The sequence below is a fragment of the Klebsiella grimontii genome, assembly GCF_900200035.1.
In the GTDB taxonomy this organism is placed as follows: domain Bacteria; phylum Pseudomonadota; class Gammaproteobacteria; order Enterobacterales; family Enterobacteriaceae; genus Klebsiella; species Klebsiella grimontii.
Genome location: NZ_FZTC01000019.1, coordinates 114,619 through 134,893, shown reverse-complemented (window position 1 = coordinate 134,893; position 20,275 = coordinate 114,619). Strand labels below are relative to the sequence as shown.

General features: G+C 58.2%; 19 protein-coding genes. 11 read left to right on the top strand and 8 right to left on the bottom strand.

Annotation, left to right across the window (positions count from 1 at the left end; all coding sequences use genetic code 11):
- Positions 1-12: 12 nt before the first annotated feature.
- The gene (locus tag KOSB73_RS15400; protein ID WP_004101746.1) at positions 13-288 is read right to left on the bottom strand and encodes a metal/formaldehyde-sensitive transcriptional repressor; all 276 of its coding nucleotides are present in this window, start codon (positions 286-288) and stop codon (positions 13-15) included.
- Between the two features lie 169 nt (positions 289-457).
- Positions 458-985, bottom strand: coding sequence for a cytochrome b561 (gene cybB / locus KOSB73_RS15395; protein ID WP_024358287.1), 528 nt, complete (start codon positions 983-985; stop codon positions 458-460).
- 225 nt (positions 986-1,210) lie between these two features.
- On the opposite strand from cybB, the gene KOSB73_RS15390 reads away from it, so the two are divergent.
- Positions 1,211-1,453: a DinI-like family protein gene (locus tag KOSB73_RS15390; RefSeq protein WP_004120890.1), complete on the top strand. Its 243-nt coding sequence runs from the start codon at positions 1,211-1,213 to the stop codon at positions 1,451-1,453.
- A 21-nt stretch (positions 1,454-1,474) separates the two neighbouring features.
- Complete coding sequence (locus KOSB73_RS30860; RefSeq protein WP_004138979.1) at positions 1,475-1,639, top strand: hypothetical protein; 165 nt, start codon at positions 1,475-1,477, stop codon at positions 1,637-1,639.
- 132 nt (positions 1,640-1,771) lie between these two features.
- On the opposite strand, the gene KOSB73_RS15385 is transcribed toward KOSB73_RS30860, so the two are convergent.
- Complete coding sequence (locus KOSB73_RS15385; RefSeq protein WP_004138981.1) at positions 1,772-1,969, bottom strand: hypothetical protein; 198 nt, start codon at positions 1,967-1,969, stop codon at positions 1,772-1,774.
- A 279-nt stretch (positions 1,970-2,248) separates the two neighbouring features.
- Here KOSB73_RS15385 and ydfZ point away from each other — a divergent pair, with 279 nt between their 5' ends.
- Entirely contained in the window at positions 2,249-2,452 is a 204-nt protein-coding gene (ydfZ, locus tag KOSB73_RS15380; RefSeq protein WP_004138983.1) for a putative selenium delivery protein YdfZ, read from the top strand.
- Positions 2,453-2,518: 66 nt separating this feature from the next.
- Here the strand turns inward: ydfZ and KOSB73_RS15375 are convergent, their stop codons facing one another.
- A complete protein-coding gene (locus KOSB73_RS15375) occupies positions 2,519-3,490 on the bottom strand; it encodes a GGDEF domain-containing protein (RefSeq protein WP_024358288.1) in 972 nt (323 codons plus the stop codon).
- Between the two features lie 132 nt (positions 3,491-3,622).
- Positions 3,623-4,546, bottom strand: a complete 924-nt coding sequence (locus KOSB73_RS15370) for a LysR family transcriptional regulator (RefSeq protein WP_165775020.1) — start codon at positions 4,544-4,546, stop codon at positions 3,623-3,625.
- Between the two features lie 89 nt (positions 4,547-4,635).
- Between KOSB73_RS15370 and KOSB73_RS15365 the strand changes: the two genes are divergently transcribed.
- Together KOSB73_RS15365 and gap are read left to right on the top strand one after the other, a co-directional pair.
- A complete protein-coding gene (locus KOSB73_RS15365) occupies positions 4,636-5,130 on the top strand; it encodes a GNAT family N-acetyltransferase (RefSeq protein ID WP_098140651.1) in 495 nt (164 codons plus the stop codon).
- A 243-nt stretch (positions 5,131-5,373) separates the two neighbouring features.
- Entirely contained in the window at positions 5,374-6,372 is a 999-nt protein-coding gene (gap, locus tag KOSB73_RS15360; RefSeq protein WP_049131768.1) for a type I glyceraldehyde-3-phosphate dehydrogenase, read from the top strand.
- Positions 6,373-6,669: 297 nt separating this feature from the next.
- Here gap and aldA read toward each other — a convergent pair whose 3' ends face one another.
- Together aldA and KOSB73_RS15350 are read right to left on the bottom strand one after the other, a co-directional pair.
- Positions 6,670-8,109 (bottom strand): aldehyde dehydrogenase, encoded by a 1,440-nt coding sequence (gene aldA, locus KOSB73_RS15355; protein ID WP_064342600.1) that lies wholly within the window; start codon positions 8,107-8,109, stop codon positions 6,670-6,672.
- Between the two features lie 276 nt (positions 8,110-8,385).
- Positions 8,386-9,177: a YdcF family protein gene (locus KOSB73_RS15350; RefSeq protein WP_098140650.1), complete on the bottom strand. Its 792-nt coding sequence runs from the start codon at positions 9,175-9,177 to the stop codon at positions 8,386-8,388.
- A 410-nt stretch (positions 9,178-9,587) separates the two neighbouring features.
- On the opposite strand from KOSB73_RS15350, the gene KOSB73_RS15340 reads away from it, so the two are divergent.
- The 6 genes from KOSB73_RS15340 (at position 9,588) to KOSB73_RS15315 (ending at position 16,279) form a co-directional block, all read left to right on the top strand.
- Entirely contained in the window at positions 9,588-10,862 is a 1,275-nt protein-coding gene (locus KOSB73_RS15340; protein WP_004120918.1) for a Glu/Leu/Phe/Val family dehydrogenase, read from the top strand.
- 177 nt (positions 10,863-11,039) lie between these two features.
- Positions 11,040-11,471, top strand: coding sequence for a MarR family winged helix-turn-helix transcriptional regulator (locus tag KOSB73_RS15335; protein ID WP_004138995.1), 432 nt, complete (start codon positions 11,040-11,042; stop codon positions 11,469-11,471).
- Positions 11,471-13,123, top strand: a complete 1,653-nt coding sequence (locus KOSB73_RS15330) for an MFS transporter (RefSeq protein WP_049131060.1) — start codon at positions 11,471-11,473, stop codon at positions 13,121-13,123. The genes KOSB73_RS15335 and KOSB73_RS15330 overlap by 1 nt, the downstream gene beginning before the upstream one ends.
- A gap of 19 nt (positions 13,124-13,142) precedes the next feature.
- The gene (locus tag KOSB73_RS15325) at positions 13,143-14,228 is read left to right on the top strand and encodes an HlyD family secretion protein (RefSeq protein WP_004138997.1); all 1,086 of its coding nucleotides are present in this window, start codon (positions 13,143-13,145) and stop codon (positions 14,226-14,228) included.
- Entirely contained in the window at positions 14,225-15,604 is a 1,380-nt protein-coding gene (locus KOSB73_RS15320; protein WP_024358295.1) for an efflux transporter outer membrane subunit, read from the top strand. The genes KOSB73_RS15325 and KOSB73_RS15320 overlap by 4 nt, the downstream gene beginning before the upstream one ends.
- A gap of 15 nt (positions 15,605-15,619) precedes the next feature.
- Positions 15,620-16,279, top strand: a complete 660-nt coding sequence (locus KOSB73_RS15315; RefSeq protein ID WP_024358296.1) for an O-methyltransferase — start codon at positions 15,620-15,622, stop codon at positions 16,277-16,279.
- Positions 16,280-16,327: 48 nt separating this feature from the next.
- Here KOSB73_RS15315 and hrpA read toward each other — a convergent pair whose 3' ends face one another.
- Positions 16,328-20,230: an ATP-dependent RNA helicase HrpA gene (gene hrpA, locus KOSB73_RS15310; RefSeq protein ID WP_098140649.1), complete on the bottom strand. Its 3,903-nt coding sequence runs from the start codon at positions 20,228-20,230 to the stop codon at positions 16,328-16,330.
- Positions 20,231-20,275: the final 45 nt, after the last annotated feature.

The following is a 20,275-nucleotide window of genomic DNA, read 5'->3' as shown; positions in this document are numbered from 1 at the left end:
CTCGTGGTGATTTTATTTTAAATAGGATCGTAGCAGATGCCCGACTTCCGCCATTCTGGCGGCGCGCTGATCGGGCGTCGTTTCGCCGCTAACCAGTTCATCCTGCAGGTGAATTTCCACCATCTCCCCCATCAGGCCGTTAGCGGCGCCGCGTATTGAGGCGATTTGCTGCAGAATGGTCATACAGGGTTCGCCGGATTCCAGCGCCCGCTCGAGCGCTTCAACCTGGCCACGAATGCGCCTTACCCGGCTGAGGGCACGCTTTTTATCTTCAGGTGAATGTGGCATGGTGACGCCCTCCATATCATATAGGGGGGTATACTATATTTATTATTGCCGTGAGGCAAATGCGTTCGCCGCTTTAACCGTAGCATAGCGGCGAGAATTTGCGCTTAGCTGAAGTTGAGGCTCCCGAAGAAAGAGACAAAAAAACCCGCCGAAGCGGGTTTATCGAGGTTTAACGCCTGCGCGGCATCATCCGCAGCAGCGTGTTATCTTTCCACAAATAGTGGTGCATCAGCGCCGCCAGCGCGTGCAGGCCGATAATAAAGTAGCCGGTATTGGCCAGCAGCTCATGCCACGCTTTCAGGGTATCCACCAGCTCAAAGTCGCTTTCCGCCGCGTGCGGCATGGTCAGGCCAAAAGCGAACCAGGGGTTGCCGCGGTAGTACATCATGACCATGCCGATGGCCGGCAGCGCGATAAACAGCAGATAGATAACCAGATGCCCAAGATGCGCGAAGCCGGTCATCATCGGCGACGGTTTAGGCACAATCGGCGGCGTCGGGGATTTGAGGCGCACCAACAGACGCACCGCCATCAGAACAAAAATTGAAATCCCGCAGGAGACGTGGATCATATTAATCATGGGCCGCGCGCTGCGGGGGAAAAAGCCCCGCAGCTCCATCGCCGCGTAAGCGCCAATCACTAAAAAAAAGACCAGCCAGTGGATGCCTATTTGCAGACCAGAGTATTTATCGCGCATGAGAAACCCTTAATAAAACGGTGATATCGCCAACATAAACACCTTTTATTAAAAATTCATTAACTTTTACGTACTTATAAAAAAACAATTGTCGGTTTCGCGCAGATAAAGCAAAAGCAGCGGGTTACCTGCGGCGCGGCAATACGAGGAACCTATACCTCAACCTTGACGCTGTATATAATCACAGTACAATACGGTCTGCTATTACCATTAATGGGATAAAAAATGTTCGTAGAGCTGATTTATGACAAGAGAAATTTCGAAGGATTAGCTGGCGCTAAAGAGATCATTCTGACGGAATTGACGAAGCGAGTGCATCGCATTTTTCCCGATGCCGACGTTCGCGTTAAACCGATGATGACGCTGGCCTCCATCAATACCGACGCCAGCAAGCACGAGAAAGAGCAGATCAGCCGCGCCGTGCAGGAAATGTTCGAAGAAGCTGACATGTGGATGCAGGAAGATTAACGGGCGACATTCGAGGAAATAATGAATACCTTCACCATCATGGCTATCCCCTTCTTCGCCGCAGCGATCGTTATGCTGACGCTGGGGGCAACCAGGAAAAGTCGTGCCTGCGCTATCGTGGGCGGCGTTTTGCTGGCCGCGACCGTGGTAAACGCGGTGACGGGCATGGCGCTACAGGGCGGGTAACAGAATGAGTTTTGTTTGGTACATGTCGCTGATATGCGTTGCGATCGCGTATCTCATGATGCGCTTCCTTCCTGTTTAACCCCGGGTTTGCGCATACCCGGGCTTCAAATAGCGTTCTTTTTACCGGCGGGATCATAACCCCTTACGCACCAGCGTCGCCGCCTGTTTAAAAATCTCATCCTCGACGCCGTCCCCTTTCTGTCTTCCCAACCTCACCAGTTCTTCGACAATACTTTCCCGGTTAATAGGCTTCTGCTCAGAAACCAGACCAATGACCGCCGCGCCGATGGCAAGACCAATCAGCCCCGTTTGTTCGTCTTTGTTCTTCATCGTTCCGCTCCGTTATGCCCGAAAAAAGTTTAGCAGCCGCATCCGCGACTGCAACCCGAGCATCCGCAGGCTTTGGCGCCAGCGAAAACGGCTTCAGAGGACATGCGGATGCCGGGTCAGACAAAGCCAGCCTCCGGCTCGTTAGCCTGTTGCGGGACGCTAAAAAGTGTGAAGTTGATCAAAAACAACAAAATGACGCTCTGAGAGGCGTATTTGTATTACCGCCGCGCCGGGACAGCCCGGAGCGTGACGACACGATGATGAAAAGGAGAAAAAACCATGATCACATACGATCGTAACCGCAATCCTATTACCAACGGCAGCCAGGTGATGATTAATGGGACGGGCAAAACCGGTAAAATTATCGCTATCCATTCTACGGGTTTGACCCCAGCCCAGCTGCGTCGTAATAAGACTGTTGAAGTTGAAGGGGCTGAAGGGAAGTTCGAACCGGTTGAACTGATCCGCCTTGGCCTCCACTAAGGAGGCGACAGCCGCTGCGGCATCGCCCAAACGCCGACTATCGGCTGGCGACGCCCGGCGGTTCTACTACCGACGTTCCGCGCCATGGCTGCTCTTCGCCTGATACATGCGCCGGTCCGCCACCGCGACGATCTCATTGAGGCTATGATGCGCAGCGGGATCGTATTCAACGCAGCCCCATGAGAACGCCAGCTGCCACGGATTGCCCGCCTGCTGATTGTACTCCGCGACGTTCTTGCTAAGCTGCTCCATCGCCAGGCCCGCGGTCTGCTGCGAGGTATTGGCAAGCAGGATGATAAATTCGTCGCCGCCCTGCCTGGCAATTAAATCCGACTCTCTGAAGGTGGCCTTCATCAAATCGGCAATCGCCCTCAGGGCTTTATCTCCCTGTTCATGACCCCAGGTATCGTTAATCAGCTTAAAGCGATCGAGATCGATAAAGATGAGGCTCGCTGGTTCATTCCGCCGTCTGGCGGTCAGCAGCGCGTACTCCGCTAACGACATAAAGCCCCGGCGGTTGAACAGCCCCGTCAGCTCGTCGGCGGTCGCCGCGTCCAGCACCTTGAATTCATCTTCAACGATGGCGGCCAGGTCGCTTAAGATTTGTATTTCATGAACGGAGAAAGCGCGCGGCTTGTGATCCATCAGACAGAACGCGCCTACCGTCGCGCCGTCAGGCAGTTGCACCGGGTAGCCGGCATAAAAGCGGATAAAAGGCGCTTCGGTGACCAGCGGGTTATCGTGAAAGCGCAGGTCCTGCTGCAGGTCGTTGACGATTAAAGGGTCGGTCTGCAGGATAGTATGCGCGCAGAATGTGATATCCCTCGGCAGGGTATCCACTTCCAGTCCGGCGCAGGATTTTACGTGCAGGGTATTTTCCCCCACGAGGCTAATCGAAGCCACCGGTAGATCGTAGAGCGTACGCGCAAGCCTGGTCAGGCGATCGAAACGCTCTTCTTTTCCGCTGTTTAATAATCCGGATGTCCGCAGCGATTGCAGACGGCGCAGTTCATCTGGATGAAGTCCGGCTAATTTCAATTTTTCTCTCTTACGTTATCAGGATAGATGACGCAGCGCTTACCAATGAAACGCGCATCAGGCTGTTAACAGACGATTCACATGTGTTATCTGATGAGTTAAGCATATATCGCTGGCTCGTCAAACGAGACTTCAGGCGCGCTCCGCCGCGGCCCACTCCCTCAGCTTCGCTTTCAGCCACTGGCTCGCGCCGCGCTGCCCGCTCCGCTTATGTGAATAGATTTTCACCTCGAATGGCGGAACCTCAAACGGTAGTTCAAAAACCTTCAACTTCGCCGCGCCGAGCATTTTTTCCGCTGCCGAGCGCGGTATCGCCATAAGCAGTTCACTTTGCGCAATAATGAAGGGCGCGCTCAGCATAGAGGGCGTTTTGATGGTGATATGCCGCGCAAACCCCATTTTCGCGAGCTGTACGTCGAGAACCCCCTGGCTTTCATTCCACGGGGTAACCACCAGATGCTGGGCTGCCAGGTAATCCGCCAGCGTTAGCCGGGACCGGCCGGCGTGGCTTATCGCAACATAATCATCTTTCAGCCAGCAGATCTCATCCAGCTCCGGATGCTCTGCTTCATTCAGGGCGCTAAACCCCAGCGCTAAATCCACCTCGCCGGCCAGCAGTTCCGTCAGCGCCGGGCTGTGCGGCAGATAGCGCAGCTCGAAACGCAGGCCGGGCGCCTGTTGCTGTAGCCTGGGCATCAGCGTAGGGAAAACGCACTGCGCGGTGAAATCCGTGATCGCTATCTGTAAGCAGTCGGTACTGGCTGAGGCGACAAACTTCGGCTGCGGGGTCAGCTCCTGATCTAAAAACGTTAACGCCGAGGCAATAGAAGGCGCGAGCTGGGTGGCGAACACGCTGGGGCACATACGATGCCCTTCGCGATAGAAAAGCGGGTCATTGAGCGCGGCGCGCAGCCTGGACAGCGCGTGGCTTAACGCCGAGGTGCTCATCGCCAGCTCTTCCGCCGCCAGGCGCACCGAACGATAGCGGTAGACCGCCTCGAATACCGGCAGCAGGTTCAAATCAAGACGGCGAAGGGCTGGATGCATAATATTCATCATTACGTGATTTCATTGCACTTAATTCTTCTAACCTTAACGTTTATGCTTTGCGGTATCAAACTTACGATGGCACAACAGGTAATCCAATGAATATGACCATTCGTCAGGCCAGCCCGGCGGACGCAAAAGCAATTTATGACATGATTTACGAGCTGGCGGTGTATGAAAAGGCGCCGGAACAGGTGGTCACCACGGTTGAGGAAATCCAGGCATCGCTTTTCGCCAGCGACAGCAAAACGGAAGCGTTAATCTGCGAGATTGACAATAAGACCGCCGGCTACGCGGTGTTCTTTACCAGCTATTCCACCTGGCTCGGCCGCAACGGCATCTATATGGAAGATCTCTACATCACCCCCGAGTTTCGCGGCCGCGGCGCAGGAAAAGCGCTCCTGAAAACCATCGCTCAGCTGGCGGTAAAAAGAGAGTGCGGTCGCCTGGAGTGGAGCGTGCTCGACTGGAACCAGCCGGCCATTGATTTTTATCTGAGCATTGGCGCCGTTGCGCAAAGTGAGTGGGTTCGCTATCGCCTTGACGGCGCTGCGCTTACCGCTTTTGCTGAACTGGGCAGGGCCGCCGACTAGTCCGCCATCAGGCGGGTCCTTCTCTGGCCCGCCTTTTCACTCCGTTGCCAATATGCCCCTGGCGTATAAAGCTGAAACAAAAAATTATTACCCCTTAACGCCCCGCCCGCAACCCGCCGAATTTATTCACTTTTCCGTTCGCGTTTTTATCAGCATTTAACGGCGCCAAATAAATCGCTGGTTGCCCTATCCCGACGGCTGGACTAAGCCTGGAGAAGTTTTCACCTGACCTGGAGATTCTTCATGAGCAAACTTGGGATTAATGGATTTGGGCGTATTGGACGTTTAGTACTGCGCCGGTTACTGGAGGTCGACAGCCCTTTAGAGGTCGTGGCGATTAACGACCTGACATCACCTAAAGTGCTGGCCTACCTGTTAAAGCATGATTCAAACTACGGTCCTTTCCCATGGAGCGTGGATTTTACGGAAGATGCGCTGATCGTTGATGGCAAAAAAATTACCGTTTATGCGGAAAAAGAGGCTCAGCATATTCCGTGGAAAGCGGTAGGCGCCGAGCTGATTGTCGAGTGTACGGGTTTTTATACCTCCGCGGACAAAGCGCAAGCGCATCTGACCGCCGGGGCTAAAAAAGTGCTGATCTCCGCGCCCGCTGGCGACATGAAAACCATTGTCTATAACGTTAACGACGACACGCTGGACGCCAACGATACGATTATTTCCGTGGCCTCCTGCACCACCAACTGCCTGGCGCCGATGGCGAAAGTGCTCCATGACGCCTTTGGTATAAAGGTGGGGACCATGACCACTATTCACGCCTATACCGGTACGCAATCGCTGGTTGACGGCCCGCGCGGCAAGGATTTGCGCGCTTCCCGCGCCGCTGCGGAAAATATCATTCCGCATACTACCGGGGCGGCGAAAGCCATTGGGCTGGTTATTCCCGAGCTTAGCGGCAAGCTGAAGGGTCACGCCCAGCGCGTACCGACCAAAACCGGGTCGGTGACTGAGCTGGTGTCAGTGCTGGAGAAAAAGGTCTCCGCCGAAGAAGTCAATCAGGCGATGAAAAGCGCGGCGGCGAACAACGAATCATTCGGTTATACCGAAGAGGAGATCGTTTCGTCGGACGTTATCGGCAGCCATTTCGGTTCCATTTATGATGCCACGCAGCTGGAGATTGCTGAGGTTGGCGATCTGCAGCTGGTGAAAACCGTGGCCTGGTACGATAACGAGTATGGCTTCGTTACCCAGCTTATCCGGGTGCTGGATAAATTCGCGAAGTAAGGCGCAGACTACTCGGCACGCATAGCCCGGGTAAGGCGTCAGCCACGCCCCGGGGGGCAGTCGGCGGGCTGGGTAGCCCGGACAGATGCGCAGCATCGCCTCCGGGAAATTCTGCTACTCCGCGCTCTGCTCCCGGGGGCGGCGCAGAGCGCCTTGCCCGGGCTACAGGTACGTGCGGCCTGCGTTTGGGTAGCCCGGGTAAGGCGTCAGCCGCGACCCGGGGGACAGCCTGCGGGCTGGGTAGCCCGGACAGATGCGCAGCATCGCCTCCGGGAAACGCGCCGCTCCTCTGCTAAATCAGGCCTGCAGATAGACCACCTGAGTTTGCAGATACTCATTCAGGCCGTGACGTCCGTCGGCGCCGCCGATGCCCGATTTACGCCATCCGGCATGGAAACCCTGCATCGCTTCGAAGTTTTCGCGGTTAATATAGGTTTCGCCAAACTTCAGCCCCTTAATCGCCTTCATCGCGACGTTCAGGTCGCGGGTATAGATTGACGACGTCAGCCCATAATCGCTGTCGTTGGCCATCGCCAGCGCCTCTTCAAGGGTATCAAACGCCACCACCGGTAGCACCGGACCGAATGTCTCTTCATGCACGATATCCATCTCCTGGCGCACGTCCAGCAGCAGCGTCGGCGGATAAAAATAGCCCCTGCCCGTCACCGCTTTCCCGCCAAGGGCGACGCGCGCGCCCTGGGCGACCGCTTTTGCCACCTTCTGCTCAACGCGCGCCAGCGCGGCGGCGTTAATCAACGGCCCCATCGCGATATCGTCCCGTGCCACCGGATCGCCAAACTGTACCGCCTTCAGCGCTTCGCCAAGGCGATTAACGAAGCGATCGTAAATGCCCTTTTGCACGTACACGCGCTCGACGCAGTTGCACACCTGCCCGCTATTAATGACCCGAGAATCCACCACCGCCTTAACCGCCAGCTCCAGATCCGCATCGTCCATCACGATAGCGGGCGCTTTCCCGCCCAGCTCCAGACACACTTTAGTGATGTTTTTCGCCGCCGCGGCCATAATCTTCTCGCCCGCGGCAACGCTGCCGGTCATGCTGACCATCGCCACTTTCGGATTGCCTGCCAGCTCCTGGCCTACGGTTTCTCCGCGGCCCAGCACCAGGTTAAAGACCCCTTTCGGCAGACCGATATCATGGACGATTTGCGCAAAAGCGATGGCGTTATTCGGCGTAAATTCACTCGGTTTAATGACGATGGTATTGCCGGTAATCAGCGCCGGCGCCAGCTTACGGGCAATCAGGAAGAACGGAAAATTCCACGGCAGGATGCCGGTCGTCACACCCAGCGCGCGCTTAAATACCAGAATGTTCTCCCCCGGGCGGTCGCTCTGCACAATTTCACCTTCATAACGGCGCGCCCACTCGGCCATATAATCAAGATAATCGGCGGTAAAAGAGACCTCCACCGCCGCCAGCTGCTGGATTTTTCCGCCCTCAGCGACGATCAGCGCGGCGATCTCTTCCGCACGTTCGCGGATACCGGCGGCGATTTTGCGCAGCCATCCCGCGCGCTCAATCGCTGGCAGGGCCTCCCAGCCCGGCTGCGCGCGCTCGGCGGCGAGAATCGCGCGCCGCGCATCCTCCGCGCTGCCGTCGGGGATCCGCGAAAGCAGCGCTTCCGTTGCCGGGTTGATCACATCAATCCACGCATCACCGCGGCCGGGTTCAAACTGGCCGTCAATATACATAGGGTGTTGAACGGGTGCTGTCATGGTCTGCTCCTCAGGATTATTGTTTTTAACAGGTGAACTAGATGTTAAAAATTATCGTCCGTCAGGCAAAGAGACAGCATGAGGGCTTGTTTTTGTGAGATATTTCATAAAAAGAGACGAAGCTAACGCGCAAACAATCACAATTCAATAACACGAGCTGCCCGTTTGCGATACCGCCAACGCAAACGGGCAAATTTCCCGACGCGACGACCAGGCCATGCGTCCAGAGAAGGGAGAAACGCGGAGCAGCAGCGATGAAAAGCGCTTTATGGTTACCTAAGCCAACTGCCGCGCGCTTAGCGCATCGGAGAGCAGGCGGTCGTCGCGCAGCGTCTGCCACGCCTGAGCAATGTGCGGCGGAATATCCACATGGGCGATAAAACCCTTGCCCAACGGGCCGTAACCCTGCGGGTTATCCGCCAGCCGCGGCGGCTCGCCGAGGATCAGCGCCAGATAGCGCCCCACCGGCCACAGCCCCCTATCTTCCCCGCAAAACGTGACACCGTCACGCCCGTTGCACAATACTGGCGCGCACCCCGGCGTGCTGTACCACGTCGGCGCTCGCGGGGCGTCTTGCCAGACGCGGGCAAACGTCGCCATCGTTCTGCGCTGCATGGTCGGATCCTGAATCACCACGCCCGTACGATGGGCAATGCCCCTCTCCTCAAGCATTTGCCGGGTAAAGTGCGCGTTCTCTCCGCAGTTGGTGGAGCGATCCTCCACCACGATGTGTTCGCGCGGAATAGCCCAGAACTGATGGGCGATGTCGGCCAGGATATGCGCTTCGGCGCGATCCCTTACCGCAATGGCGCGGTAGCGCGGGTCGTTCAACACCGACTGGTATAAAAACGAAGTGGAGTGACCGATACCGCCGCTGATCAGCAGCGGAACCGCGTGCCGCGCCGCCAGCCGGCAGGCGAAATCGATGGTCGGGATCACCGCGTTGCCAGCCAGCACCACCACCTCTATTTGCGGGTCACGGGGCAAATCATCCTGCGCCAGCCAGGCGCCCAGCTGGTTCGCCGCGGCCAGTACCGCCTCGGGTAGCGATGGAAAATGTTCTGACATGTTCTCTCCTGTTAACACTCTCAGCCGTAGATTAGCGGCCACCATCTTAGACGCTGGCGCGAACTTTGGGTAATAAAGCGCAAATAGCGCACCCACGCCTCTTAAGCAACAAAGTCAACACATCTGAATAGCGTTTTATTCACTTTTTGAAGAGGGTCAAGAATCTAATAAATAGGGAGAAAGGGTTACAACTACGGCTTTAATGCACAAAAATGCATATTCATCCATGAAGAGCCTTGTTTTGCGTTTTTTTATTCATAAAAAGCTGAATCCCAGCCGCAACAACAGCATATTCTGCATTTTTGCCAAATACCGTCCCATTAAATTGGTGATAACATTCTCGTTACAGAGTTTATAGCTGTACCTTTCCACGGTTAACAAAATAATTATCACTGCGAAACAGGACTCTTATGGAAAAGTTATCTTACGCTTCTGAAAGTAGTACATCTCCATGGACCACCTACCTGCGTCAAATCGATCGCGTCGCGCCCTACCTCGGCGATCTCGCTTTCTGGATTGAAACCCTGCGCCATCCGAAACGCGCGCTCATCGTTGATATCCCGGTGCAAATGGACGATGGTACTATCCGCCACTTCGAAGGCTATCGCGTTCAGCACAACCTCTCGCGCGGACCGGGTAAAGGCGGCGTGCGCTACCATCCTGATGTTGATCTGAATGAAGTGATGGCGCTTTCAGCCTGGATGACCATCAAGTGTGCGGCAGTTAATATTCCCTACGGCGGCGCCAAAGGCGGCATCCGCGTCGACCCGTTCTCATTGTCGGAAGGTGAACTGGAGCGTTTGACCCGTCGCTATACCAGCGAGATCGGCATTATTATCGGGCCGCAAAAAGATATTCCGGCGCCGGACGTCGGCACCAACGGCAAAGTGATGGCCTGGATGATGGATACCTACTCCATGAACCACGGCACTACCATCACCGGCGTGGTCACCGGCAAGCCGATTCACCTCGGCGGTTCGCTGGGCCGTGAAAAAGCCACCGGCCGCGGCGTATTCGTCACCGGTCGCGAAGTGGCTCGCCGCAGCGGTATCGAAATCGAGGGTGCCAAAGTCGCGCTACAGGGTTTTGGTAACGTGGGTAGCGAAGCGGCCCGCCTGTTTGCAGGCGTCGGCGCGCGGATTGTGGTGATTCAGGACCACACCGCCACCCTGTATAACGAGGGCGGTATTGATATGGCCGCGCTGACCGCATGGCAGGCCGAGAACAAGCAAATCGCCGGTTTCCCTGGCGCCCGCGAAATTGCCAAAGAAGCGTTCTGGACGACGCCGATGGATATTCTGATCCCGGCGGCGCTGGAAGGCCAGATTACGCGCGAGCGCGCCGAAACCCTCAGCTGTAAACTGGTGCTCGAAGGCGCTAACGGCCCGACCTATCCGGAAGCGGACGACGTGCTGGCCGAGCGCGGCATTGTGGTGGTGCCGGACGTTATCTGTAACGCCGGCGGCGTCACCGTGAGCTACTTCGAATGGGTACAGGATATGGCCAGCTTCTTCTGGAGCGAAGAAGAGATCAACGCCAAAATGGACCGCATCATGACCGATGCGATCGTTCACGTTTACGAAAAAGCCGTGGAAAAAGCGTGCTCTTTACGCACCGCCGCCTATATCGTGGCCTGTGAGCGGATCCTGATGGCGCGTAAAGATCGCGGTATATATCCGGGATAATCCCCCCTTCTCAGCCCGGTGAATGCCGGGCTTGAGACCAGGCTCCTCCTTTCCCTTCCCAAGGCTTCTTCCACAATAAACGCACATACCGTTAACCTGTTTTTATCAAACGGGCTTGAATTCTCGTTTTTGCCAGGCAAAAATCATTAGAGTTCTAACGATATTGCAGATTGACCTATGGATAGCCGACAACTTAACTTTTCCCATCTTTTGTATCTCACCGCCCACCACTGGCGGCTGGCGGTCAACCGCCGGCTTAAGGGCCTCGGCATGAGCCAGGCCAGCTGGGTCGCCGTTTCCGCCATCGCGCGCCACGAACAGCCGCTATCGCAAAGCGAGCTGGCCCAGGAGCTGGGCGTCGAAAGCGCAACTCTCGTGCCGCTGCTTAACCGTCTGGTCGATGTTGGCCTGGTCGAGCGGATTAAAACCGAGCGCGATAAACGCAAACGGCTGCTGATCGCCACCGCTAAAGGCCTTGAGGTGTATCAGCAGGTGAAAACGGTGGCCGATGATTTACGTGAGGAGATCCTCACCGCCATCACTCCCGAGGAACAGCGGCAGACGCAGCGGGTCCTGGAGAAGCTGCTGCGCGAGGTCGAGAAAAAATAATGCCTCGCCGTAAAGACAATCCCTATGTGCCCCACGACTGGGCCCCGCACGAAAAACCGGCGATCCTCGGTTCGCCGTCCACCCCGATCCACAGTACGCCAAAACGGATTGCCTACGGGATCGTCGGGCTGCTGGTCTGCCTGACCGGCGCGCTGGGCAACGCGGTGGTGACCGCCAATCTACAGCTGTTGCAGGGGACCTTTGCTGCCTGGTCGACGGAGATTGCCTGGCTCCCGGCGGTCTACGTAATGACCAACGTCTCCATCAACCTGCTGCTGGTGAAGTTCCGCCAGCAGTTCGGCCTGCGCGCTTTTACCGAAGGTTTTCTCGTCCTCTACGTGCTGGTGACCTTCTTCCACCTGTTCGTCAACGACCTCAGTTCCGCGCTGATGGTGCGCGCCGCCCACGGCATGGTGGCCGCGGCACTAAGCTCGCTGGGGATTTATTATCAAGTGCAGGCCTGGCCCGCCCGCCATCGGCTCAAAGCGCTGACCATCGGCATCACCGGTTCATCGCTGGCGATCCCGCTGGCGCGCCTGTTTTCAACCGAGCTGCTGCAAATTGACGAGTGGCGCGGGCTGTACTTCTTTGAACTGGGACTGGCGCTGGTGTCGCTGGCCTGCGTAATCGCCCTCAAGCTGCCGCCAAGCGATCGGAAAAAGGTGTTTGAGAAAAAAGACTTCATCACCTTCTTCCTGCTGGCGCCGGGGATGGCGCTGGTCACCGCGGTACTGTCGCTGGGACGGCTGGACTGGTGGTTTGAAGCGCCGTGGATCGGCTGGGCGCTTGCGGGGGCGGTGATGCTGATTGTCTCCGCGATTGCCTTTGAGCATAACCGCAGCAACCCGCTGCTCAATATCAAATGGCTCTCCAGCGGCAGTATTCTGCGCCTCGGGCTGATTATGCTGCTGATCCGTATCGTGCTGGCGGAGCAGAATACCGGCGTCATCGGCTGGCTGCAGTACGTCGGCCTGCAGAATGAACAGATGACCAACCTGGCGTGGTCGATTTTCGCCGGGATCCTCTGCGGCATCGTCGCCAGCTGCCTGACGCTCAACCCGCAGCGTCTCTACTGGCCTACCGCCACAGCGCTGGCGTTAATTATGGTTGGATCGCTGCTGGACAGCCAGTCGACGATCCTCACCCGCCCGGAGCAGCTGATGTTCAGCCAGTTTCTGCTGGGTTTCGGCAGCGCCTTCTTCCTCGCCCCGGCGATGCTGGCGGGGATTGGCGGGGTCATTGCCGACCAGCGCAACCTGGTGAGCTTCTCGGTGCTGTTCGGCATGAGCCAGAATATCGGCGGTCTGCTGGGCTCCGCCATTCTCGGTACTTTCCAGACCTGGCGGGAGAAGTTTCACTCCAGCCAGCTCGCCGACCAGCTCACCACGCTCAATCCGCTGATTACCGAGCGTTTGCAGCAGTACAGCCAGATGTATCAAAGCCAGATTGGCGACAGCACCCTGCTCAACGTTCAGGCCACCACGCTGCTGCAAAACGCCGCCACGCTGCAGGCCAATATTCTGGCTTACAATGATACCTATCTGCTGACGGCGGCGATTTCAGCCGCCACGCTGGTATGGGTTTTCTGGCGCTTAATAAGATTACGTATTACCGCCCGCATCGCGCTGAAACGCGCGACGGGTAGCAAATAAAATTTACTCTGGAGTCATTATGAGTCAGCAGGATGCGGCCAAACAGCAGGCCAACACCCGAAATAATATTCGCATCGTCTCGATTTTCACCGCCGCCGCCATTGGCATCGTTGGGGTACTGGTTATTCTCTACGCCTGGCAGCTGCCGCCGTTTACCCGTGAAAGCCAGTTTACCGATAACGCCTACGTTCGCGGGCAAACCACGTTTATCAGCCCGCAGGTCAACGGTTATATCACCGAGGTGAAGGTTCAGGATTTTAATCAGGTTAAAGCCGGCGACGTGCTGTTCCAGATTGACGAGCGCATCTATAAGCAGCGCGTCCATCAGGCACAAGCAACGCTGGCGATGAAAGAGGCGGCGCTGAAGAACAATCAGCAGCAGCGCAGAAGCGCCGAGGCGGTTATCGCACGTAACGAAGCGGCGCTGCAGAACGCCCGCGCGCAAAATCTGAAAACCCAGGCCGATTTAAAACGCGTTCAGGAGCTGACCGCCGACGGCTCGCTATCGATTCGCGAACGCGATTCCGCCCGCGCCAGCGCGGCGCAGGGCACCGCGGATATCGAGCAGGCCAAAGCGACGCTGGAAATGTCGCGCCAGGATCTGCAATCCACCATCGTTAACCGCGATTCGCTGCTCGCCGACGTCGCCAGCGCAAAAGCGGCGCTGGAGCTGGCGCAGATCGACCTGCAAAACACCCGGATTATCGCGCCGACGGATGGACAGCTCGGGCAAATCTCCGTCCGCCTTGGCGCTTACGTCACCGCCGGGACGCATCTCACCTCGCTGGTGCCGCCGCAGCACTGGCTGATCGCGAATCTGAAAGAGACCCAGCTGGCGCAGGTGCGCGTCGGACAGCGGGTAACTTTTACCGTTGATGCGCTGAACAGCGAGAAATTCACCGGCACGGTGCAGAGCATCTCGCCGGCGACCGGCGTCGAGTTCAGCGCCATTTCCCCGGATAACGCCACCGGTAACTTTGTCAAAATCGCCCAGCGCATTCCGGTACGCATCGCCGTTGATGAGGGGCAGAAGAACGGCCAGCGTCTGCGGCCGGGGATGTCGGTGCAGGTCACCATCGATACCCGCGCGGAGAAACAGCAATGATCCGCCCGCTCGCTCTCGCCGTTATCCTTGCGCTGGCCGGCTGCCAGTCCGCCGACGTTCAGCAGGCCGCGCCCGGTCTACAGATCCCCGCCGCCTGGCGGGCGGATGTCGGACCCTCCAGCCCCGTTGAGGGCGTGTGGTGGCGCAACTTCCACGACAGTACGCTCAATCTCTACGTTGACCAGGCGCTGCGCTACAACAGCGACGTGCTGATGGCTCGCGAACGGGTCAATGAGTACCAGGCCCGGGCCTACGCCGCCGATAGCAGCCTGTTTCCCTCGCTTGACGCCGGACTGACCGGCACCCGCGCGCGGTCTCAGTCGGCCGCTACCGGCCTGCCCGTTCACAGTACGGTGTATAAAGGCGCGCTGACCGCCAGCTACGATGTCGATATCTGGGGCGCCAACCGCAGCGCCGCCAGCGCGGCGCAGGCCAGCCTGGAAGCGCAAAAAGCCGCGGCCGCCGCGGCGAACCTGACCGTCGCCTCTTCGGTGGCGGTCGGCTACATCACCCTGCTGTCGCTGGATGAACAGCTGCGGGTGACGCAGCAAACGCTAAAATCGCGCGAAGATGCATTCAATCTGGCGAAGCGCCAGTTTGAGACGGGCTATACCTCACGCCTGGAGCTGATGCAGGCGGACTCCGAACTGCGCTCCACGCGCGCGCAAATCCCGCCGTTGCGCCATCAAATCGCCCAGCAGGAAAATGCGCTCAGCCTTTTGCTCGGCGCCAATCCTGGCGCCGTTAAGCGCAACGCGTTCGCGCAGCTTTCGCCGCTATCGCTACCGTCCCAACTGCCGTCAACCCTGCTCAACCGCCGACCGGATATCGTTCAGGCCCAGCGTCAGCTGGTGGCCGCCGACGCCACCCTGGCGTCATCGCAGGCGCAGCTGCTGCCGTCCATCAACCTTACCGCCACCGGCAGCCTGCAGGATCGCACCCTGCCGGACCTACTGGATAATCCGCTACGCTTATGGAGCCTCGGCGGCAGCATTCTGGCGCCGCTGCTTAACCGCCAGGCGCTGAATGCCCAGGTCGACGTATCGATGGCCCAGCGCAATCAGGCGCTGTATAGCTATGAAAAAACGGTGCGCGGCGCGTTTAAAGAGGTCAATGACAGTCTCGATGCGATTGGCCGCTACGGCGAGCAGCTCTCGGAGCTACAGGCGCAGGAGAAGGTGGCCCAGGAGACGCTGCGCATCGCGCAAAACCGCTATCGCAACGGTTATTCATCCTATCTGGACGTACTCGACGCCCAGCGTACGCTGTTTTCCACCCAGCTCAGCGTGGTACAGGTGAAAAACAACCTGCTGCTGGCGCAAGTCGATTTGTACCGGTCGCTGGGAGGCGGCTGGTCTGATTCATCAGGGACGTAAGACGGGAAATCTGACATGCAACAACAGTGGTCGGCAGTAGATAATTATCTCGTGGAAGCGTTAATTCCCAACGATCCGCTCCTCAGCCAGGTCCTGGAGAATAACCAGCGCGCCGGTCTTCCGGCGATCGACGTCGCCGCCAATCAGGGGCAGTTCCTGGCCCTGCTGGTGCGCATGACGGGCGCCAAACGCATCCTGGAGATCGGCACGCTCGGCGGCTACAGCACTATCTGGATGGCCCGGGAGTTGCCCGCCGATGGTGAATTGCTCACCCTGGAGGCCGACGCGCATCATGCCGCCGTCGCGCGCGAGAACCTCCGTCTGGCGGGCGTGGACGATCGCGTTGCGGTGCTGGAAGGCCCGGCGCTGACCAGCCTCGAAAAACTGGGCGATCGCCCGCCGTTCGATCTCATTTTTATCGACGCGGATAAGCCGAATAACCCCAACTATCTGCGCTGGGCGTTGCGCTATTCCCGCCCGGGGACAGTGATTGTGGGCGATAACGTAGTGCGCGACGGCGAAGTGACGAACCCGGATAGCGCGGACGACCGGGTGCAGGGGGTCAGAGCGTTTATCGACATGATGGGCAGCGACCCACGGCTAACGGTCACGGCCCTGCAAACGGTGGGCAGCAAAGGCTGGGACGGGTTCACCCTCGCGTGGGTGAACGCCTGACGTGACTCGCTGACCCCGGCAGCCCGCGCCACCGGGGTCAGTGACGGCTTAGGCCGCGATCTGCTCCATCGCCTGCAGCACCCGCTTATCGGAAATCGGATACGGCGTGCCGAGCTGCTGGGCGAACAGGCTGACGCGCAGCTCTTCAATCATCCAGCGGATCTCCTGCACATCGTCATCCTGACGGCGCTGAGGCGGTAGCTTATTCAACCACTGCTGCCACCTCTGCTGGAGGCTCTCCACTTTGAGCATCTGCGCGCGATCGCGGTGCGGATCGATCGCCATTTTCTCCAGCCGCTTTTCAATCGCCTGCAGATAGCGCAGCGTATCACCCAGGCGGCGGAAGCCGTTGCCGGTGACGAAGCCGCGATACACCAGACCGCTCATCTGCGATTTGATATCCGACAGCCCCAGCGCCATGGTCATATCCACGCGGCCTTTCAGGCGTTTATTGATGTTAAACACCGCGGTCAGAGTCTGCTCAACCTGTTTGGCGATTTCCACCACCGTCTCGTTGAGTTCAGCGCGCACCTTTTCATGCAGCGCGGCAAAGCCCTCTTCGGTCCATACCGGCCCGCCCGCTTCATCGATCAGCTTATCCACGCCGCAGGAGATACAGTCATCGATCAGATCCAGCACTTTGCCGTAGGGGTTGAAATAGAGCCCCAGCTTGGCTTTATTCGGCAGCTTCTCGTGCAGGTATTTAATCGGCGACGGGATATTCAGCAGCAGCAGGCGGCGCAGGCCGCGCCACATCTCCTGCTGCTGCTCGAGCGGATTATCAAACAGCTTGATCGCCACGCTGTCGCGTTCGTCCACCAGCGCCGGCCAGGCCTTAACTTTATAGTTGCCGCGCTTCTGCTCGTAGCTCTCCGGTAGCCGGCCAAAGCTCCAGATATGCAGTCCGCTCTGCTCGATACCGTCATCGGCGACCGCGGACAGCGTCTCCTGTACCTTGCCTTTCAGGGCATCTTTCAGATCCTGCAGCGAGCGCCCTTCATGTAGCTTCTTGTTTTTGTCGTCCACCACCCGGAAAGTGATTTTCAGGTGATCGGGCACCTGCTCCCACTGCCAGGCCTCGCGGTCGATAGTCACGCCGGTCATCCGCCGCAGTTCGCGCTCCAGAGAATCCAGCAGCGGCAGTTCCAGCGGCGTCGCGCGGCCTAAAAACGCCTCCGCGTAGTTCGGCGCAGGAACGAAGTTACGCCGTACCGGCTTCGGCAGCGATTTAATCAGGGCGATAATCAGCTCACGGCGCAGCCCCGGGATCTGCCACTCAAATCCGGCTTCTTCCACCTGGTTGAGCAGCGGCAGCGGAATATGCACCGTTACGCCGTCGGCGTCGGCGCCCGGTTCAAACTGATAGGTGAGACGCAGCTTCAGGTTGCCCTGGTGCCAGAAGTTCGGATAGTCGAGCTTGCTGACCTGCTCCGCGCCTTCCTTAATCAGCATGCTCTTTTCAAAGTTGAGCAGATCCGGCGTCTCGCGGCTGGCCTGCTTCCACCATTTATCGAAGTGGCGCGCGGAGATGACGTCATGGCTGATGCGCTGGTCGTAGAACTCAAACAGCGTTTCGTCATCGACGAGAATGTCGCGGCGGCGCGATTTATGCTCCAGCTCTTCAATCTCGTTACGCAGCTTGAGGTTTTCGCGGAAGAAGGCGTGGCGAGTCTGCCAGTCGCCCTCCACCAGCGCGTGGCGGATAAACAGTTCGCGGCACAGCGCCGGGTCAATCTGGCTGTAGTTGACCTTGCGGGCCGCGACAATCGGCAGGCCGTAAACGGTCACCTTCTCCGTCGCCATCACCGCGCCCTGCCCGCGCTCCCAGTGGGGTTCGCTGTACGAGCGTTTGATCAGATGCTGCGCCACCGGCTCGACCCACTCCGGCTCAATGCGCGCGGCGATGCGCCCCCACAGGCGGCTGGTTTCCACCAGTTCGGCGACCATCGTCCATTTCGGCGGCTTTTTGAACAACCCGGAGCCGGGGAAGATGGAGAAGCGAGCGTTACGCGCGCCGGTAAACTCCTGCTTGTCGGCGTCTTTCATACCGATGTGCGACAGCAGGCCGGTCAGCAGCGCGGTGTGAATTTCGCGATACTCCGCCGGCTCGCTGTTCACCGGCAGGCCGAGCTCTTTGACCACCTGACGCAGCTGAGTGTAGATATCCTGCCACTCGCGCACGCGCAGGTAGTTGAGAAAATCGACCCGGCACTGGCGGCGGAACTGGTTCGAGGAGAGCGCTTTTTGCTGCTCGCCAAGGTAGTTCCACAAATTCACAAAGGCAAGGAAGTCGGACTCTTTATCGTGGAAACGACGATGCTTCTCGTCAGAGGCCTGCTGCTTGTCCATCGGCCGCTCGCGCGGATCCTGAATCGAGAGCGCCGAGGTGATGATCATCGCCTCGCGCACGCAGCCGTGTTTTTGCGCCTCCAGTACCATCCGCGCCAGACGCGGGTCAACCGGTAGCTGGCTGAGCTGGCGGCCCATCGGCGTCAGCTTATAGGCGGTCTGCTGTTCGTCGGTGGTAATCGCCCCCAGTTCCTCCAGCAGGCGTACGCCGTCCTGAATATTGCGCTTATCCGGCGCTTCAACAAACGGGAACGCGGCAATATCGCCCAGGCCCAGCGCGGTCATTTGCAGAATAACCGACGCCAGGTTGGTGCGCAGAATTTCCGGGTCGGTAAACGCCGGGCGCGACAGGAAGTCGTCTTCCGAATAGAGACGAATACAGATCCCTTCGGAGACGCGGCCGCAGCGGCCCTTACGCTGGTTAGCCGACGCCTGGGAAACCGGCTCAATAGGCAGGCGCTGTACTTTAGTCCGGAAGCTATAGCGGCTGATACGCGCGGTACCGGGATCGATAACGTACTTGATGCCCGGCACGGTCAGCGAGGTTTCCGCGACGTTGGTGGCCAGCACGATCCGCCGCCCGCTGTGGGCCTGGAACACGCGGTTCTGCTCACTGTTGGACAACCGCGCGTACAGCGGCAGCACTTCGGTATGGCGCAGATTCAGCTTATTGAGCGCATCGGCGGTATCGCGGATTTCGCGCTCGCCGCTCATAAAAATAAGGATATCGCCGGGGCTTTCGCGCCCGAGCTCATCAACGGCGTCAAATATCGCCTGCAGCTGATCGCGCTCGGTGTCGTCGGCGTCTTCAACGATGGGTCGATAGCGCACTTCTACCGGGTAGGTGCGCCCGGACACTTCGATAATCGGCGCGTTGTTAAAGTGGCGCGAGAAGCGTTCCGGGTCGATGGTCGCCGAGGTGATAATAATTTTCAGATCCGGGCGACGGGGCAGCAGTTCCCGCAAATAGCCAAGCAGGAAGTCGATGTTGAGGCTGCGTTCGTGCGCTTCATCGATAATAATGGTGTCGTACTGCATCAGCAGCCGATCCTGCTGGATTTCCGCCAGCAGAATACCGTCGGTCATCAGCTTAACCATGGTGTTATCGCTGACGTGATCGCTAAAGCGGACTTTATAGCCGATGCAGCCGCCCGGTTCCGTTTGTAGCTCTTCGGCAATACGGTTGGCGACGGTACGCGCGGCCAGACGGCGCGGCTGCGTATGGCCGATTAACCCTTTAACGCCGCGTCCCAGCTCCATACAGATTTTCGGCAGTTGGGTGGTTTTGCCCGAGCCGGTCTCCCCCGCCACAATCACCACCTGGTGGTCGCGCACGGCGTCGAGGATCTCCTGCTTTTTCTGGCTGACCGGCAGGTTTTCCGGGTAGGTTATCGCCGGTCGAGCGGCTTCGCGCAGCAGGACTCTCCCTGCCGCCTGTTCAATTTCTTGCGCCATCTCCTGAAGGATGGCCTGCTGGGCATCAGGATTTTTAACCTTCTTCACGCCGTGCAGGCGACCGGCGAAGCGCGACTTATCGCGCAGCATCAGGCCATCAAGCCGTGTAACGAGCTGAGAGAAGGTTATTTTTTGTTGTTCTGTCATAGCGTTATCGGGCAGCGCACTGCCGGGAAAAATCTCTTTTGATGT

Bases quoted from the DNA above. Each gene is read 5' to 3' on its own strand.
- KOSB73_RS15400 (WP_004101746.1), bottom strand. From the start codon at position 288: ATGCCACATTCACCTGAAGATAAAAAGCGTGCCCTCAGCCGGGTAAGG.
- cybB (WP_024358287.1), bottom strand. From the start codon at position 985: ATGCGCGATAAATACTCTGGTCTGCAAATAGGCATCCACTGGCTGGTC.
- KOSB73_RS15390 (WP_004120890.1), top strand. From the start codon at position 1,211: ATGTTCGTAGAGCTGATTTATGACAAGAGAAATTTCGAAGGATTAGCT.
- KOSB73_RS30860 (WP_004138979.1), top strand. From the start codon at position 1,475: ATGAATACCTTCACCATCATGGCTATCCCCTTCTTCGCCGCAGCGATC.
- KOSB73_RS15385 (WP_004138981.1), bottom strand. From the start codon at position 1,969: ATGAAGAACAAAGACGAACAAACGGGGCTGATTGGTCTTGCCATCGGC.
- ydfZ (WP_004138983.1), top strand. From the start codon at position 2,249: ATGATCACATACGATCGTAACCGCAATCCTATTACCAACGGCAGCCAG.
- KOSB73_RS15370 (WP_165775020.1), bottom strand. From the start codon at position 4,546: ATGAATATTATGCATCCAGCCCTTCGCCGTCTTGATTTGAACCTGCTG.
- KOSB73_RS15365 (WP_098140651.1), top strand. From the start codon at position 4,636: ATGAATATGACCATTCGTCAGGCCAGCCCGGCGGACGCAAAAGCAATT.
- gap (WP_049131768.1), top strand. From the start codon at position 5,374: ATGAGCAAACTTGGGATTAATGGATTTGGGCGTATTGGACGTTTAGTA.
- aldA (WP_064342600.1), bottom strand. From the start codon at position 8,109: ATGACAGCACCCGTTCAACACCCTATGTATATTGACGGCCAGTTTGAA.
- KOSB73_RS15350 (WP_098140650.1), bottom strand. From the start codon at position 9,177: ATGTCAGAACATTTTCCATCGCTACCCGAGGCGGTACTGGCCGCGGCG.
- KOSB73_RS15340 (WP_004120918.1), top strand. From the start codon at position 9,588: ATGGAAAAGTTATCTTACGCTTCTGAAAGTAGTACATCTCCATGGACC.
- KOSB73_RS15335 (WP_004138995.1), top strand. From the start codon at position 11,040: ATGGATAGCCGACAACTTAACTTTTCCCATCTTTTGTATCTCACCGCC.
- KOSB73_RS15330 (WP_049131060.1), top strand. From the start codon at position 11,471: ATGCCTCGCCGTAAAGACAATCCCTATGTGCCCCACGACTGGGCCCCG.
- KOSB73_RS15325 (WP_004138997.1), top strand. From the start codon at position 13,143: ATGAGTCAGCAGGATGCGGCCAAACAGCAGGCCAACACCCGAAATAAT.
- KOSB73_RS15320 (WP_024358295.1), top strand. From the start codon at position 14,225: ATGATCCGCCCGCTCGCTCTCGCCGTTATCCTTGCGCTGGCCGGCTGC.
- KOSB73_RS15315 (WP_024358296.1), top strand. From the start codon at position 15,620: ATGCAACAACAGTGGTCGGCAGTAGATAATTATCTCGTGGAAGCGTTA.
- hrpA (WP_098140649.1), bottom strand. From the start codon at position 20,230: ATGACAGAACAACAAAAAATAACCTTCTCTCAGCTCGTTACACGGCTT.